The following is a 14,063-nucleotide window of genomic DNA, read 5'->3' as shown; positions in this document are numbered from 1 at the left end:
TCTCACATTTCTTCACGTTTGTCCTACCTTTACCATACATAATTAGCCCTAAGATTATTCGGATATTTGTGAATATTTTAGCAATGTTTTGACTTCATAACCACCCTAAGAAAACACTGCCTTTGACAACAAAAAGGAGCTTGGACAGAACTAAATGATTTTATGTTAAAGTTCATTGGTGATTTTGATGAAGGTATGAGAAAAAATAAGCGGAGAATTTCCCCTTATTGTATGTAAGGGGGGCTAAATGGTCTGAAATAAAAGGAGAATTTCCGCTTAATTGCTCTCAAAAAGACAAAATACAGTGATTTTTATGAAATAAGCGGAAAAACTCCTGTTATTTTTAGGGAAATATGGGTATTTCCCAAAATAAGCGGAATTCTTCCGCTTATTATTAACCACAAGTAAATCAACATTCGGGTTAACAAACTCCCGTGCAAAAAAATTTGCACACACGTTATTTCAAGGTAGTGCCTATTGAATACAAGAATAAAAAAACCAAACTATTTGGATATTCTAAGTAAGAATTTCCTAATAGTTCGGTTTTTTGTTTAGCTGAAATACTTATGTCCCAGCCTATTTGTTACTAAGAAATGGTAATGACTTCATGTTTTGCAGCAAGGTCAATAAATGTTGCCATACTGCTTATTTTCCCTGCAATTAATTGATTTTCGATGTCATAATAATCAACGCACGTTTTGCAGGCAAGAATCTCAACACCTTTGGCCTCAAGCTCTTTAATATGAACTGAAATCAAAGATTGTTCGGTAAGTGTAAACACTCCACTATTCATAAAAAATATCGCAGTCGGTAAATCTTCACGTTGTTTTAACAGAGTGAAGAATGTTTCTAAAATGCCTTCACCTAACTCCTTTTCACCGTTTCCAAGCGTATCAGAACTTACTAAAATCACTTTGTTATTCATCTAATCACGTACCCCTAAAGCAATTTTCGCATAGCGAGACATTTTATCCTTTGTCCAAGGCGGATTAAAGACAATATTCACTTCTGTTTCCTTCACTTCTGGGATATCAGCTAATGCCGTTTTCACTTGATCGACGATGGTTCCAGCAAGCGGGCACCCCATCGCAGTCAACGTCATCGTTACCGTAGCCTTCCCGTTTTCATCTAATTCAATATCGTATACAAGTCCTAAATTGACAATGTCGACACCTAGCTCAGGGTCGATAACCAATTCAAGGGCACCCATCATGTTTTCTTTTAATGCTTCATCCATCTATATCACTCCATATCGAAAAGTTTTGGACAATCTATTTGCATTTTCTTTCAAAAAAATCATAAAATTAGTTTACCATGTTAGCAATATTTTCCCAAGCTTAACACTTTCACAACAATACGCTAAACTTCCTCAGTTACACTTAAGAGGATCATTATATAAATAAGAGAAGGGGAATCTATGACGAATAAACACCTTATTGCATTAGACCTTGATGGTACTTTATTAACGGATGATAAGAAAATTACTTCTAGAACAAAAAAGGTAATCCGTACAGCACGTGAAGAGGGACACATTGTCATGATCGCAACAGGCAGACCCTACCGCTCGAGTGAAATGTATTATCGTGAGTTAGAATTAGATACACCTATTGTAAACTTTAATGGGGCATTTATTCACCACCCGAATAATGATAAGTGGGGTATTTTTCATTCTCCTCTTGATTTAAGGGTTACAAAGGAAATTATCGAAGCACTTGACTCCTTTTCTTTTCATAATATTATCGCTGAAATTAGAGATGACGTTTATCTTCATTATCATGATGAAAAATTAATTGAAATTTTCCAGCTTGATAAGCCAAATGTTACAAGTGGTGACTTGCTTAGATTTCTACCAGACGCACCAACGAGCATGCTCATCCATACCGATGAAGTGCATTTGCAAAAAATCCGCGAACACCTATCCTCAGTACATGCTGAAGTAGTCGACCATCGAAGTTGGACAGCCCCTTGGCATGTAATTGAAATCATCAAAAGCGGAATGAACAAAGCTGTTGGGCTTAAGCGGGCTTGCGATTACTATCAAATTCCGCAAGAGCGTGTTATTGCATTTGGCGATGAGGATAATGACTTGGAAATGCTCGAATTCGCCGGAAAGGGCATCGCAATGGGAAATGGCATTAATCATGTTAAAACAATAGCCAACGATGTTACGCTGACAAACGAAGAGGATGGCGTCGCCGAATATTTAAATGAATATTTGAATTTAAAGGCTTTATAGGGTAATTTTGACAATTTAATGACAAACCAACTCTTACCTTTGTAAATCCCTCTGTTACGGTAATACTATAATTGAAGCAAGAGATTGCTTCAAAAATCAAGCTCAGTTGGAGGGATTGTACATGGGTAAACGGAATAAATCTCGACGCTTTGTATCACAAGGTGCAACGACAGTTATGAAGCACGATGAGCGCCTCCCTTACCACACGACCTATGCTGAGGCAGAGGCTCGTAAGATGTCCAATGAGCACAATTCAACAATCGGGGGAATATAAGATGGGAAACAGACTATTCCAGGAAGCCCGAAAGTTTGTGAACTTGGCTAAAAATGCGTCTGAGGATGAAAAGCAACTGGCAATCGATCGGGCAAAAAATGCTTTAGTATCGGCCTATGCCAATTCAACCGTAGCCGAACAAGCACAACTTAGCCAACTGCAGAGCGAGCTTGAGACTTTACAATAATTTATAGAACAAGGCTGATTATGATGGTAATCAGCCTTGTTTCTTTAATTAATGAATTTTTAACCTACTACTGATTTATGGCGTCAACTCTCTCTTTGATTTCCATTTTTTCATGTCACTGGATTTTTGGGCATCAATCGAGCTTTTTGATTCCCATTTTCCCGTGTCGCTCAATTTTTGGGCATCAATCGAGCTCTTTGATTCCCATTTTTCCGTGTCGCTTGATTTTTGGGCATCAATCGAGCTCTTTGATTCCCATTTTTCCGTGTCGCTCAGTTTTTGGGCATCAATCGAGCTCTTTGATTCCCATTTTTCCGTGTCGCTCAGTTTTTGGGCATCAATCGAGCTCTTTGATTCCCATTTTTCCGTGTCGCTCAATTTTTGGGCATCAATCGAGCTCTTTGATTCCCATTTTTCCGTGTCGCTTGATTTTTGGGCATCAATCGAGCTCTTTGATTCCCATTTTTCCGTGTCGCTCAATTTTTGGGCATCAATCATGCACTTTGATTCCCATTTTTCCGTGTCGCTTAATTTTTTGGGCATCAATCATACTCTTTGATTCCCATTTTTCCGTGTCGCTTAATTTTTCGGCATCAATCCAACTCTTTGATTCCCATTTTTCCGTGTCGCTCAATTTTTGGGCATCAACCGAGCTTTTTGATTCCCATTTTTCAAGTCGCCAAAAATTGGGTCAATAACCTAAATTAGTCCTTCCGAAAGAAGCCAAATATTCCTGTTGTTTGAATGATGTTCGTAAACGCTCCTGGATCAACTTCCTTAATAATTCTCTCTAAATCATACAATTCATACCGCGTAATCACGGTCATCAGCATTTCTTTTGGCTCATTTGTGAAACCACCTTTGACATTGATAGATGTAATACCGCGAACCATCTTTGCGTGTATCGCTTTTTTTAACTCTTCAGGTTTTTTCGTTATGATCATCGCGGTTAACTTTACATGACGTGTATGAATGGCATCAATGACACGGGTCGAGACATATAATGTTACAAGCGTATATAATGCTTTTTCCCAGCCAAACAATAACCCTGCTGACAAAATAATAATGGAGTTAAGTGTGAAGATATAAGTCCCAACTGGCTTATCCTTCATTCTCGACAGCAGCATCGCAACTATATCCATCCCCCCCGTCGATGCACCCCATTTCAATGTAAAGCCAACACCGACAGCCGATATGACACCCCCAAAAACGGCATTCAACAAAATGTCGTCAGACACTGTCTTGATGGGAATTAATTCAAGAAATAAAGACATCAATAATACGCTGACAAAGCTATAAATTGTAAAAGACTTTCCCACCTTCCTCCAAGCCACTATCGTCACGGGAATATTTAATAGAAAAAATAAAATCCCTGTGGACAATGAAAAAGGGGTATAGTCAGTGACTATTTTTGAAATCAATTGAGCAGCACCACTAAAACCGCTGGAGTAGACGTTAGCGGGAATAAGAAATAAGTTTAAGGCCATTGCATTTAAGATCGCGCCAATGATAACAACAATGAATTTTTTCATTTCTGTTACAACCATTTTTTGCCCCCTAACATTATTGTGAACAAGTGAGGAAAGATTGTTTTTTTCTTATTAAACCGATACACTTAAATAAAACATTTCACAAAAGCAGGTGAAACATATGGCTTTAACCATCATAACCGATAGTGGTGCAGACTTACCGTTAAGCTTTTATCAAGAAAACAATGTTATTCTATTATCTTTAAAAGTTCAACTAGATGGAAATGAGTACGATGACCTAATTGAAATTGAACCTAGTACAATATATCAGGCGATGCGCGATGGAAAGGTACCGAAAACAGCTCAAGTTCCACCAAACAAATTTGAAGAGCTATTTACAGAAATGGCCAAAAATAAACAGGATGGCGTCTATATTGCTTTTTCTTCCGGATTATCCGGCACATATTCCACCGCCATCATGGTGCTCAATCAAGTCAAGGAGGACTACCCAGACTTTAATCTTACTGTGATTGACTCGACATGTGCCTCATTGGGGCATGGTTTGCTCGTGATGGAAGCTGTTCGCTTAGTTCAACAAAGTGTTGATAAAGAGAAGCTTGTGAGTCAAATTGAATTCATAAGTCATCATATGGAAAGCCTCGTTTCTGTCCATGAATTAGACTATTTAGCCCGCGGTGGACGCCTTTCAAAAGCCTCGGCATTTGTTGGTGGACTCCTTAACATAAAGCCACTAATCGATATGGAGGACGGAAAACTTGTGCCAATTGAAAAGCTGCGCGGTAAGAAAAAAGTCTTAAACCGCATCATTGAATTAATGAAGGAGCGCGGCGAACAGCTCGATCAGCAAATCATTGGTATCAGCCATGCCGAAGCTGACGACACCCTTCAAGAAATCAAAATGATGATAAATGAAACTTTTCACCCTAAGGAAATCGTCATCACTGACATTGGATCGGCAATCGGTGCTCATACTGGACCTGGAACCATCGCAATCTTCTTTTTAAATAAGATGCCATCTTAAGGTCATTTACATACTCCTTTCTATTTCTACAGACAATAAAACTGTAGTTATTTTTGAAAGGAGACTGTAAATAATGCCACATACATCTGATAATGACAAAAAAGCACAGGATAATAATGCATTACGTCATGAAAAAAACATGATGCGCGAAAAAAATCGTAAAGCTGGTAAGCGTTCTTATTCAAAGAAAACGGACCACTTGTAAACACAAGCTGACTTTACAATTTTTCAAAAACAAAAAAGAGGGTGAACTCCTTAATTGGAGTCGCCCTCTTCTGTCTTTTTTTTAAAAATCCCAAGTTTGTAAAATAAACTTAAATCATTCTTGCTACTTCATTTCCTTGCCAAATCGCTTCTAGTACTTTACCAGGGATTTTCGCATCGCCCACTACAGAATATTCATAGCCCAACCCTTTAACCATTTCTTCAACGCCATGATTACTCTTAGAGCCAGTGGCAATTACGACCGCACCACAATCAACCTTAATTTTTTCTCCATCCTTTTCTAACAGGATATAATCATCACCAATTTCTATGCATTTCGTATTAGTGAACGTTCGAATGCTGTTCTTTTCCAAGAAGTCCAATGCGTATGGCTTAATATACATTTCTAGGTCTTTGCCTATTTCCTCCATCATTTCAACAATGGATACTTTTTTACCTTGGCAAGTCAATATTTCAGCTGCTTCCAATCCGACAAGTCCGCCACCAATAACGACAATATTATCTTGTGCCACATACTTATTAGAACCAATAATACTGCGCGCTTCGTAGACATTTTTGTTGCCTACACCTGGAATTGGTGGAATAGCTGGATTAGAACCTGCCGCAACCACAACGTAATCAGGGTTAAGGTGATTAAGTCTATCTGGAGTTGCCTCTGTGTATAAATGAATATCAACACCGGCTTTCTGAGCTCTGTAGCCCATATGAACGGCTGCTTCTTTAAAGCCTTCTTTGTGAGGTGCATAACCGGCCAGTAAATATTGTCCGCCCAGTTCCCCACTCTTTTCAAAAAGAGTGACTTCATGGCTGCGCTCACTAGCAACCCGAGCTGCCTCTAGTCCAGCAGGACCGCCACCGATAACCAAAACTTTTTTCTTTTTCTCAGCAGGGGTGATGAGAATTTCCGCTTCTTTACCGACAGTCGGATTAAAGACACAAGAAGCACCATAACCTGCAAACATTCTTTCAACACAACCTTGGTCGCAACCAATGCATCTTACAATTTCGTCAGTTCTTCCTTCTATTGTTTTCTTAACAAAATCAGGATCAGCCAGCTGCACACGCCCTAACGAAATAAAATCAGCATTTCCCTCTTGGAGAATTTCTTCGGCAAGGTCAGGTGAATTTATCCGACCAGCGACAATGACTGGAACATTTACATTTTTCTTAATTGCTGCAGCATTGCTCACATTAACTCCAAGCGGCATGTAATATGGTGGAACTGTATATGGCATTGCTCCATAGCAGCCTTGAGAAACGTCAATTGCATCAGCACCAGCTTTTTCATATAATTTCGCAGCCTCAATTGCATCCTCAAGCACAATGCCGCCCTCAACATTTTCGCTGGCACTTAGACGGATTAAGACTGGATAATCGGCACCAACTTTTGAGCGAATATCCGCAATGACTTCAAGTGCGAAACGAATCCGGTTTTCAAAACTGCCGCCGTACTCATCTTCTCTTGTATTTGAATATGGGTTTAAAAAGCAATCAATTAAATATCCATGCGCCCCGTGAATTTCAATGGCATCAAAACCTGCTGTTTTGGCGCGTAATGCAGCATCTCCGTAAGCAGCGACAAGTTCTTGAATCTCCGCTTTGGTCATAGCATGAGGCATTACTTGCATCATCGGACAAGGTATTGCTGATGGCGCCCATGGCTCTCCCTCTACAGGTGGTTGCTGTCTACCACCATGCCAAATTTGAACGCAGGCTAGTCCGCCAGCATCCTTTATTCCCGCAGCTAGCTTTGTGAGTCCTGGCAGGAATTTATCATCATGAATACCGACGAGACCTGGTTTCCAAGTCGTCGGATGAACGGTAGCAATTTCGACGATATTCATTGCACAACCGCCTTCAACCCTCCGCACATGATAATCAATGAGCTTCTGACCAATCGTCCCATCCATTTCAACATGTCCAGATCCCATAGGTGGAAAAATAGTTCTGTTTTTCAATTTCAACTGACCAATATACCCTTCCGAAAGAAACTTTTCATAATCCATTCTTTAAACCTCCTAAATAAGTAAAGTTTATTGAACCTGGATTATTCAATGGAGGAAAATGATAGGTAATGGCATCGATATGTATAGCAGTTAATTTGTGAATAATTTCACAAAATCTATTAGATGGATAAATATGACTCTTCACACAGCCATTTTAATTCTATGAAGTCGAATGAAATCCCCCAAATGGATAATAGAGGCATATCTACATTATATTACTATATCTTAGGGTTGAGATGGATCATTTTCAACAATCCTTTGTCAGAAATAATGAAATTAAAAGAAAAAATAAGATTACTCAAAAAAAAGGGTGAACTCCTTAATTGGAGTCTCCCTCTTCTTTCTTAATATAGGTCCAACGGTCTTCTTGATAGACCTTGCCTTCTTTCATTAATTTCCCAAGTGCACGTTTAAACGCAGCTTTGCTCATGTTAAAGCGCTCCGTAATATCCTCTGGTAAGCTTTTGTCACCATAAGGCATTGCACCGTTTCGTGACAGCAAATACTGATATATTTTATCAGCATCAACATCTTGTACGTCCTGCTTTCTTGCGAGCATAGACACATTAATGGTACCGTCAACTTTCACATCTATCACACGGCCCTCTACTTTTTCACCTAGGCGTGGCTCCATTGGGCGCTGCGTTTCATGGATAAACCCTTTGTAGCCTTCAGCAGTAAATAGCCAGCTACCAACCTTCGCAGTCCGATAAATATAGCCATGGACATTTTTATTAAAATCTTTCTCAGTTGCCTCCACAGCTATGTCTTCCATAATTGGATCGGTAGCAAGTTTTGCATAAAGTCGGTGATTTTTGTTTACGCGAATCGTCACATACAATAAATCCCCGACTATTGGCCATACCGCTTTATGCGCAGGTAAATCCTCTTCCCCAAGCAAAAGCTCCTTTTGCGTGCCAATATCTAAAAATATTCCTAAACCAGGCTTCACATCGCTTACTTTTACCCACTCATACTTCCCAACCGTCACAAGCGGAATGGTATCAGTTGCCGCGATTCTTCCTTGTGAATCTGTATACAAAAACACATTAACTACATCGTCAAGGCTGTACGGCTTGCTAGCTTCATTTTTATGCAATAAAACATCTTCTGTTCCGTCTGTTAAAAAATAGCCAAATTCTGATTCACGGGATACGGTTAATTCGACGACATGACCTAAATCATCTACTAAAGGCATGTTTATTTCCTCCATTGGTTTATCTTTTATAAAATTCCTTAAGTTGTTTGGACTGCTATATTTTACTATAATGGAGACATAAAGAAAAATGTTTTCGGAGGTAGCTATGGCAAAAGACAGTTCATTTGATATTGTTTCCCAAGTTGATTTTTCTGAAGTCACCAATGCAATTAATTTAACGATGAAAGAAATTGGTACCCGTTACGACTTTAAGGGCAGTAAAAGCGAGGTAAAGCTAGACAAGGAAGAGCTCGTGCTCATTTCCGATGATGAATATAAGCTTGGTCAATTAAAAGATGTATTGTTTAGCAAATTAATCAAGCGCGGCGTTCCGATTAAAAATCTTGATTACGGCAAAATCGAAGGTGCGTCTGGCGGGACTGTTCGCCAACGAGCCAAAATGGTTCAAGGTATCGATAAAGAGAACGCAAAGAAAATCAATACGATTATCAAAAATAGCGGCGTAAAGGTAAAAAGTCAAATCCAGGATGACCAAATTCGCGTGACAGGTAAAAGTCGTGATGACCTTCAAAAAATCATTGCTGCCGTTCGTGATGCTGACCTAACCGTGGATGTGCAGTTTGTAAATTATCGATAACATTACTTAAATAGGACTGGAGTTCAATCCAGTCCTATTTTTTCCTTATTCTGTAGCTTTCCGCTTTCTTCGTTTTAATAACAAAATAATAAATAACGTAAACAGCAAATAAACGATTCCCATCACGACAATATATGGGATGTTTAATCCGCTTTTTTCGGTAACCATGTAAATTTCAGCCTCATCACGATCGACAATCAGCTTGTATTTTCCATCCTTTTCTTTCGACTGGTCGTCCATTATGAGTCCTCTTAACTCCATATCTTTAGCAATTTTATCCGCATCAATCTCGACGCTTTGTGTTTTAGAGGTATTGTTAATGGCGATGATAACCGTTTCACCTTCGAATTCCCGTTTGTAAACAATCATACCGCCTTCTGCATACAGAGGCTCGAAGGTCCCCTTCGTTAGCGCAGGTATTTGATTCCGCAATTCCCCAATCGTCGTAATATACTCAACAAGCTCCTGATCGGTACGAAAATCCATTTGTTTATGGTCGTTCTCATTTCCTTCCAGCGCTATCTCACTTCCATAATAAACAATCGGAACACCAGGTACAGTATAAAGGTACGTTAATGCGAGCTTCCAGCGTGAACCCGGATGTAGATTATTTACAACCGCATCATGTGTATAGCGGTTCATTTGCAGATTATCTAAGAAATTACCAACTACTTGTTCAGACTCAATTAGTTGCTGATTTTTCTCGATTATTGGGACGATTTCCTCTAAGGAAGAATCAGGTTTAGCGAACCCCTTTCGCAGCACTTGATTACCTTGATAATCGAAAAATCCGTCCATTTCTGGTTTGTTTGAATTAGCACCATTAGCTAGCAGAAATGCGTTTGGATGGCTTAATTTGATTTCTTTTGAAAAATCATTCAGAAATTTGCTCGGCATATTCTGTACTTCATTAAGCATGTATCCGTCAATACCTGTTTCAGTTAGCCACCACTGTGCAACTTCAATAATATATTCCTGAACTTGATTATGTTCTAGATTCAGTTTCTTTAGACCATTTGCAGTTGTGTCAGCGACTCCAAACCAAGCCTGCTTGTCCGCTTCATTTACCCAAGGGTGGTTCGTTCCAACTGCAGTGGCTGGCAACTCAACCATCACCTTCAAATTGCGTTTATGAGCTTCCTTCACCAGGCTTTTAAATTCCTTTTGCGTTCCAAAATGCTCCTCAGTTTTATAAAAATCATTAATCCAATAACCATGATAGCCATTTTCTTGATTTTCAAAAATTGGTGATAACGCAATTGTCGTAAAACCCATGTCTTTAATGTAATCCAATTGCAGTGATACCCCTTTAAAATCACCGCCATGGTAAGCTAATGGATTTTTTGAATCCATCGTAAAATCATTAGCAGTATCGCCGTTATTGAAGCGATCGACCATAATATAATAGATGGACTCATCCTGCCAATTTTCCCCTTTTTTGTCAGCGGCCGCTGCTGGTGCACCGAGCCCTGCAAAAATGAGAAACAGGATTAATATGATTGAAACAATTCTGTTTTTCAAACTTCCGCTCCCCCTTGAAATGAGTGAATTCACTGATTTTCGCGTATTTTTTTAGCTTTTTTCCGCAACTATCCACAAATCTCTCACATTTTTACATATGCCTTTAGATTATCTTGTTGTCGTGTTTAGGTCAAACAAGATGCTATTAGGAGATTTTGTTATTTTTATGAAAAATAAAAATTGATAGAGGTCGTATTGAGTTTGGTGTCGAAACATTGTGTATTGAAAATTTAGAGAGGAGTAGTTTGTTTATTTACCATAAATCACAAAGATGAGTCGGATAGTTTTTTTACAAATCAAAAACACAAAGGAGTACTGCGAATGTTTATGAATAAACGCAAAAAATCGCGTAAGTTGGAATTTCTCGAAGCGATTCTTGGGAGGATTAGAAGCAATCATTCTATGGTTCCCGTTATTAAAGAGCAGCTCAGGCGAGAACAATCAGGACACAAAGGCGAATTAACGCTCGATTCCTACCTTCATTACCTTCCATATCATGATTACTACATCATTAAAGGACTGCGCTTAGCCAATGATCGTCACACCCACTTCCAAATTGACACCTTACTCTTATCTCCAACACACATTCCAATCATTGAAGCGAAAAACCTGGCCGGTACAATTGAAGTTGATGAAAACCGCAATCAAATGATCCAAAATGGTGAAATCGGCTATGAAAATCCCATGCTTCAAGCGCAATTTCAGTTAGGTGAATTACATAGATGGCTTGCGCGACACAGCTTCCCAATTGCTGATCTCGAATATTTGGTGGCAATGACCAATCAATCTTGCGTTTTGAAGACTTTGGCAGGCTCCGAAGCAGAGTATCGTGTCTGCCGTGGTAGGAGCGTTATCCCACGTTTGAATCAATTTTCCGCTAAACACCAACAGGTTTTTTATTCACAAGCTGACCTTCAGTATATGAGTCAATTTTTGTTAAACCATCATGTTGAGCCTACCTTCGACATTGAAAAAATGTACAAAATTAAGCGTTCGGAGATTCCCAGCGGCGTACACTGCCCATGCTGCGGGACGCTCGGAATGAAATATCACGGCGGCTCGTGGCACTGTCATCGCTGTGGTTGTAAATCAAAGGATGCCCACCTAAAAGCATTAAAAGACTATTACCTTATTTATGGTCCAGAATTCACCAATAAGCAGTTTCGCGAGTTTTTAGGGCTGGAATCTATGAATATTGCTTCCAAATTACTTGTAAAACTAAAGCTCCCCAATAAAGGGGCGAAAAAAAATCGGGTTTACATACTCTCATTGGAACTGATAATATAGTGATTTTCGGTTTAATCGCCAAAAATTCGATTTAATCGCCGATTTTTTAGTTTAATCGCCAAAATTCAGATTTAATCGCCGATTTTTCAGTTTAATCGCCAAAACCCATTTTCTAACATCAAACCCAAACTAAAAGGCCGCCCCACAGGCGGCCCCAACTCAATTTTCAACTATATTAATCCCGTAATCTTTGAACCAGACGTGAATTTGATAAAGGTGCGCTAATAGCTGCGGACCGGTCATTAGCTGGCCGAACCATGGATCCACAAACGATGCTCCACCTGTATCAACAATCTTGCGCAGCTCCTCTCCATCGAAAAACTCATGTAGTGCGGAACCCTTATCGCGCAGTGCATCACTTAACAGCCCTGTTACTAGTTTTGTATACTCTGGATTGTGTGTCTTAGGATAAGGGCTCTTTTTCCGATAAAGAATTTCGTCAGGGAGGAGCCCCTCTAATGCTTTACGCAATATTCCTTTTTCACGGTGTCCGTATGTTTTCATGTCCCATGGAATGTTCCAAACATATTCGACTAAACGGTGATCTGCGAATGGCACACGGACCTCGAGGCTTGCCCCCATACTCATGCGGTCCTTACGGTCGAGTAGCGTTGTCATGAACCAGATCATATTTAAATAAAACATCTCGCGTCGCTTGGCATCAACCGCACTTTCTCCATCAAGGCGTGGTGTCTCGGCGATTGCCTCTGAGTAGCGGCTCATAATATATTCCGGCAAACGTAGCCGTGATTGCCAATTATTCCGCAAAAGCGCCTGGCGCGCATCGACGGAACGCATCCAAGGGAAGCCTGCCCGATTTAAGTCGTCCTCGCGGTAAAACCATGGGTAACCACCAAATATTTCGTCTGCACATTCACCTGACAGACTTACAACAAAATCTTGCTTAATCTCACGACAAAACCATAATAAAGAGGAATCAACATCGGCCATTCCCGGTAAATCGCGAACATGAACAGCTTCCACTAAATGCTTGGCCAAATCCTCTTGGGTAATGACACAGCTATGATGAATGGTACCGAAATCCTGCACCATTTTTTGAATAAAACTAGCATCGGAATTCGGCTGAAATTCATTTTCTTTAAAGTATTTTGCGTTTCCTTCGTAATCGATGGAGTATGTGTGAAGTGCACCTTTGCCTTCAAGTGCAAACTGATTCGCGGCAATTGCGGTAATCGCTGAGGAATCAACACCTCCTGATAGAAATGTACAAAGTGGAACATCAGAAACGAGCTGCCGAGTCACAGCATCGACAACTAACTTGCGAACCTTCGTAATCGTGTCAGTAATGCTATCTTGGTGCTCTGCGCTTTTCACATTCCAATAACGCCAAATTTTTAAGCCGTTCACATTGAAAATTAAAGCATGGCCAGGGCGCAGCTCCTTAACCCCTTTAAAAACACCTACACCAGGTGTGCGAGAAGGACCAAGTCCAAACACTTCTGACAAGCCTTCACGATCAACTTCGACCTTCACATGAGGATTTGCCAAAATTGCTTTTAACTCAGAGCCAAAAATTAAGCCGTTCCCTGACTCCACGTAAAATAATGGCTTAACCCCAAGTCGGTCCCGACCGATGAACAATTTTTCCTTCTGTTGATCCCAAACAGCAAAGGCGAAAATACCATTTAAATGGTCGACACACTTTTCTTGCCATTCAATGTAAGCGGTAAGCAAAACTTCTGTATCGGAATGACCATTAAAAGAATATCCTTTTATTAGAAGCTCTTTGCGGATATCCTCTGTATTGTATAGCTCGCCATTGTAACAAATGGTAAAACGGTTTCCGGACTTTTCCTTGGTCATCGGCTGCTTACCGCCTACGGGATCGACAACCACGAGGCGTTTATGACCAAATCCGGCATGTAAATCCGTCCAAACATTCGTATCATCCGGACCTCGCTTAGACAAAGTTTCAGCCATCCTCGCAACTGTCTTTGCTTCCGATCGAATGTCTTTTTGATAATCAATCCAACCTGAGATTCCGCACATTTTTTTCTCC

Annotated in this window: 15 protein-coding genes; 7 read left to right on the top strand and 8 right to left on the bottom strand. The window is 40.0% G+C overall.

Annotated features, from left to right (window positions below; all coding sequences use genetic code 11):
* Positions 1-586: 586 nt before the first annotated feature.
* Both FXW34_RS06780 and FXW34_RS06775 read right to left on the bottom strand, forming a co-directional pair.
* Positions 587-925: a DsrE family protein gene (locus FXW34_RS06780; RefSeq protein ID WP_147533213.1), complete on the bottom strand. Its 339-nt coding sequence runs from the start codon at positions 923-925 to the stop codon at positions 587-589.
* Complete coding sequence (locus FXW34_RS06775; protein ID WP_147533212.1) at positions 926-1,237, bottom strand: metal-sulfur cluster assembly factor; 312 nt, start codon at positions 1,235-1,237, stop codon at positions 926-928. It abuts the gene before it with no gap.
* Positions 1,238-1,417: 180 nt separating this feature from the next.
* Between FXW34_RS06775 and FXW34_RS06770 the strand changes: the two genes are divergently transcribed.
* From FXW34_RS06770 to FXW34_RS06765, 3 genes are all read left to right on the top strand, one after another.
* Positions 1,418-2,236 (top strand): Cof-type HAD-IIB family hydrolase, encoded by an 819-nt coding sequence (locus tag FXW34_RS06770; protein WP_147533211.1) that lies wholly within the window; start codon positions 1,418-1,420, stop codon positions 2,234-2,236.
* Between the two features lie 121 nt (positions 2,237-2,357).
* Complete coding sequence (locus FXW34_RS22840) at positions 2,358-2,510, top strand: hypothetical protein (RefSeq protein ID WP_187118861.1); 153 nt, start codon at positions 2,358-2,360, stop codon at positions 2,508-2,510.
* A 1-nt stretch (position 2,511) separates the two neighbouring features.
* Positions 2,512-2,697, top strand: a complete 186-nt coding sequence (locus FXW34_RS06765; RefSeq protein WP_147533210.1) for a DUF3813 domain-containing protein — start codon at positions 2,512-2,514, stop codon at positions 2,695-2,697.
* A 75-nt stretch (positions 2,698-2,772) separates the two neighbouring features.
* Here the strand turns inward: FXW34_RS06765 and FXW34_RS06760 are convergent, their stop codons facing one another.
* Both FXW34_RS06760 and FXW34_RS06755 read right to left on the bottom strand, forming a co-directional pair.
* Positions 2,773-3,240, bottom strand: coding sequence for a hypothetical protein (locus FXW34_RS06760; RefSeq protein ID WP_147533209.1), 468 nt, complete (start codon positions 3,238-3,240; stop codon positions 2,773-2,775).
* 161 nt (positions 3,241-3,401) lie between these two features.
* A complete protein-coding gene (locus FXW34_RS06755; RefSeq protein ID WP_147533208.1) occupies positions 3,402-4,244 on the bottom strand; it encodes a YitT family protein in 843 nt (280 codons plus the stop codon).
* A 103-nt stretch (positions 4,245-4,347) separates the two neighbouring features.
* Between FXW34_RS06755 and FXW34_RS06750 the strand changes: the two genes are divergently transcribed.
* The gene (locus FXW34_RS06750; protein ID WP_147533207.1) at positions 4,348-5,208 is read left to right on the top strand and encodes a DegV family protein; all 861 of its coding nucleotides are present in this window, start codon (positions 4,348-4,350) and stop codon (positions 5,206-5,208) included.
* Positions 5,209-5,281: 73 nt separating this feature from the next.
* Positions 5,282-5,413, top strand: a complete 132-nt coding sequence (locus FXW34_RS06745; protein WP_147533206.1) for a DUF3941 domain-containing protein — start codon at positions 5,282-5,284, stop codon at positions 5,411-5,413.
* A 109-nt stretch (positions 5,414-5,522) separates the two neighbouring features.
* Here FXW34_RS06745 and FXW34_RS06740 read toward each other — a convergent pair whose 3' ends face one another.
* Together FXW34_RS06740 and FXW34_RS06735 are read right to left on the bottom strand one after the other, a co-directional pair.
* Positions 5,523-7,439, bottom strand: a complete 1,917-nt coding sequence (locus FXW34_RS06740; RefSeq protein ID WP_147533205.1) for an oxidoreductase — start codon at positions 7,437-7,439, stop codon at positions 5,523-5,525.
* 319 nt (positions 7,440-7,758) lie between these two features.
* The gene (locus FXW34_RS06735; protein ID WP_147533204.1) at positions 7,759-8,637 is read right to left on the bottom strand and encodes a CvfB family protein; all 879 of its coding nucleotides are present in this window, start codon (positions 8,635-8,637) and stop codon (positions 7,759-7,761) included.
* A gap of 106 nt (positions 8,638-8,743) precedes the next feature.
* Here FXW34_RS06735 and FXW34_RS06730 point away from each other — a divergent pair, with 106 nt between their 5' ends.
* Positions 8,744-9,235, top strand: a complete 492-nt coding sequence (locus FXW34_RS06730; protein WP_147533203.1) for a YajQ family cyclic di-GMP-binding protein — start codon at positions 8,744-8,746, stop codon at positions 9,233-9,235.
* Positions 9,236-9,280: 45 nt separating this feature from the next.
* On the opposite strand, the gene FXW34_RS06725 is transcribed toward FXW34_RS06730, so the two are convergent.
* Complete coding sequence (locus tag FXW34_RS06725; RefSeq protein ID WP_147533202.1) at positions 9,281-10,756, bottom strand: alpha-amylase family glycosyl hydrolase; 1,476 nt, start codon at positions 10,754-10,756, stop codon at positions 9,281-9,283.
* 321 nt (positions 10,757-11,077) lie between these two features.
* Here FXW34_RS06725 and FXW34_RS06720 point away from each other — a divergent pair, with 321 nt between their 5' ends.
* On the top strand, positions 11,078-12,043 hold the full coding sequence (locus FXW34_RS06720; RefSeq protein WP_147533201.1) for a nuclease-related domain-containing protein: 966 nt from the start codon (positions 11,078-11,080) through the stop codon (positions 12,041-12,043).
* A gap of 159 nt (positions 12,044-12,202) precedes the next feature.
* Here FXW34_RS06720 and asnB read toward each other — a convergent pair whose 3' ends face one another.
* Positions 12,203-14,053 (bottom strand): asparagine synthase (glutamine-hydrolyzing), encoded by a 1,851-nt coding sequence (gene asnB, locus FXW34_RS06715; RefSeq protein ID WP_147533200.1) that lies wholly within the window; start codon positions 14,051-14,053, stop codon positions 12,203-12,205.
* Positions 14,054-14,063: the final 10 nt, after the last annotated feature.

It is taken from the genome of Bacillus marasmi, assembly GCF_902168435.1.
GTDB lineage: Bacteria > Bacillota > Bacilli > Bacillales > Cytobacillaceae > Bacillus_BU > Bacillus_BU marasmi.
The sequence above is the reverse complement of the archived record's forward strand: the minus strand, read 5'-3'. Positions and strand labels throughout refer to the sequence as shown.

Excerpts from the sequence above, each read along its gene's own strand:
- FXW34_RS06780 (WP_147533213.1), bottom strand. The coding sequence starts at position 925 with ATGAATAACAAAGTGATTTTAGTAAGTTCTGATACGCTTGGAAACGGT.
- FXW34_RS06775 (WP_147533212.1), bottom strand. The coding sequence starts at position 1,237 with ATGGATGAAGCATTAAAAGAAAACATGATGGGTGCCCTTGAATTGGTT.
- FXW34_RS06770 (WP_147533211.1), top strand. The coding sequence starts at position 1,418 with ATGACGAATAAACACCTTATTGCATTAGACCTTGATGGTACTTTATTA.
- FXW34_RS22840 (WP_187118861.1), top strand. The coding sequence starts at position 2,358 with ATGGGTAAACGGAATAAATCTCGACGCTTTGTATCACAAGGTGCAACG.
- FXW34_RS06765 (WP_147533210.1), top strand. The coding sequence starts at position 2,512 with ATGGGAAACAGACTATTCCAGGAAGCCCGAAAGTTTGTGAACTTGGCT.
- FXW34_RS06760 (WP_147533209.1), bottom strand. The coding sequence starts at position 3,240 with ATGCCCAAAAAATTAAGCGACACGGAAAAATGGGAATCAAAGTGCATG.
- FXW34_RS06755 (WP_147533208.1), bottom strand. The coding sequence starts at position 4,244 with ATGGTTGTAACAGAAATGAAAAAATTCATTGTTGTTATCATTGGCGCG.
- FXW34_RS06750 (WP_147533207.1), top strand. The coding sequence starts at position 4,348 with ATGGCTTTAACCATCATAACCGATAGTGGTGCAGACTTACCGTTAAGC.
- FXW34_RS06745 (WP_147533206.1), top strand. The coding sequence starts at position 5,282 with ATGCCACATACATCTGATAATGACAAAAAAGCACAGGATAATAATGCA.
- FXW34_RS06740 (WP_147533205.1), bottom strand. The coding sequence starts at position 7,439 with ATGGATTATGAAAAGTTTCTTTCGGAAGGGTATATTGGTCAGTTGAAA.
- FXW34_RS06735 (WP_147533204.1), bottom strand. The coding sequence starts at position 8,637 with ATGCCTTTAGTAGATGATTTAGGTCATGTCGTCGAATTAACCGTATCC.
- FXW34_RS06730 (WP_147533203.1), top strand. The coding sequence starts at position 8,744 with ATGGCAAAAGACAGTTCATTTGATATTGTTTCCCAAGTTGATTTTTCT.
- FXW34_RS06720 (WP_147533201.1), top strand. The coding sequence starts at position 11,078 with ATGTTTATGAATAAACGCAAAAAATCGCGTAAGTTGGAATTTCTCGAA.
- asnB (WP_147533200.1), bottom strand. The coding sequence starts at position 14,053 with ATGTGCGGAATCTCAGGTTGGATTGATTATCAAAAAGACATTCGATCG.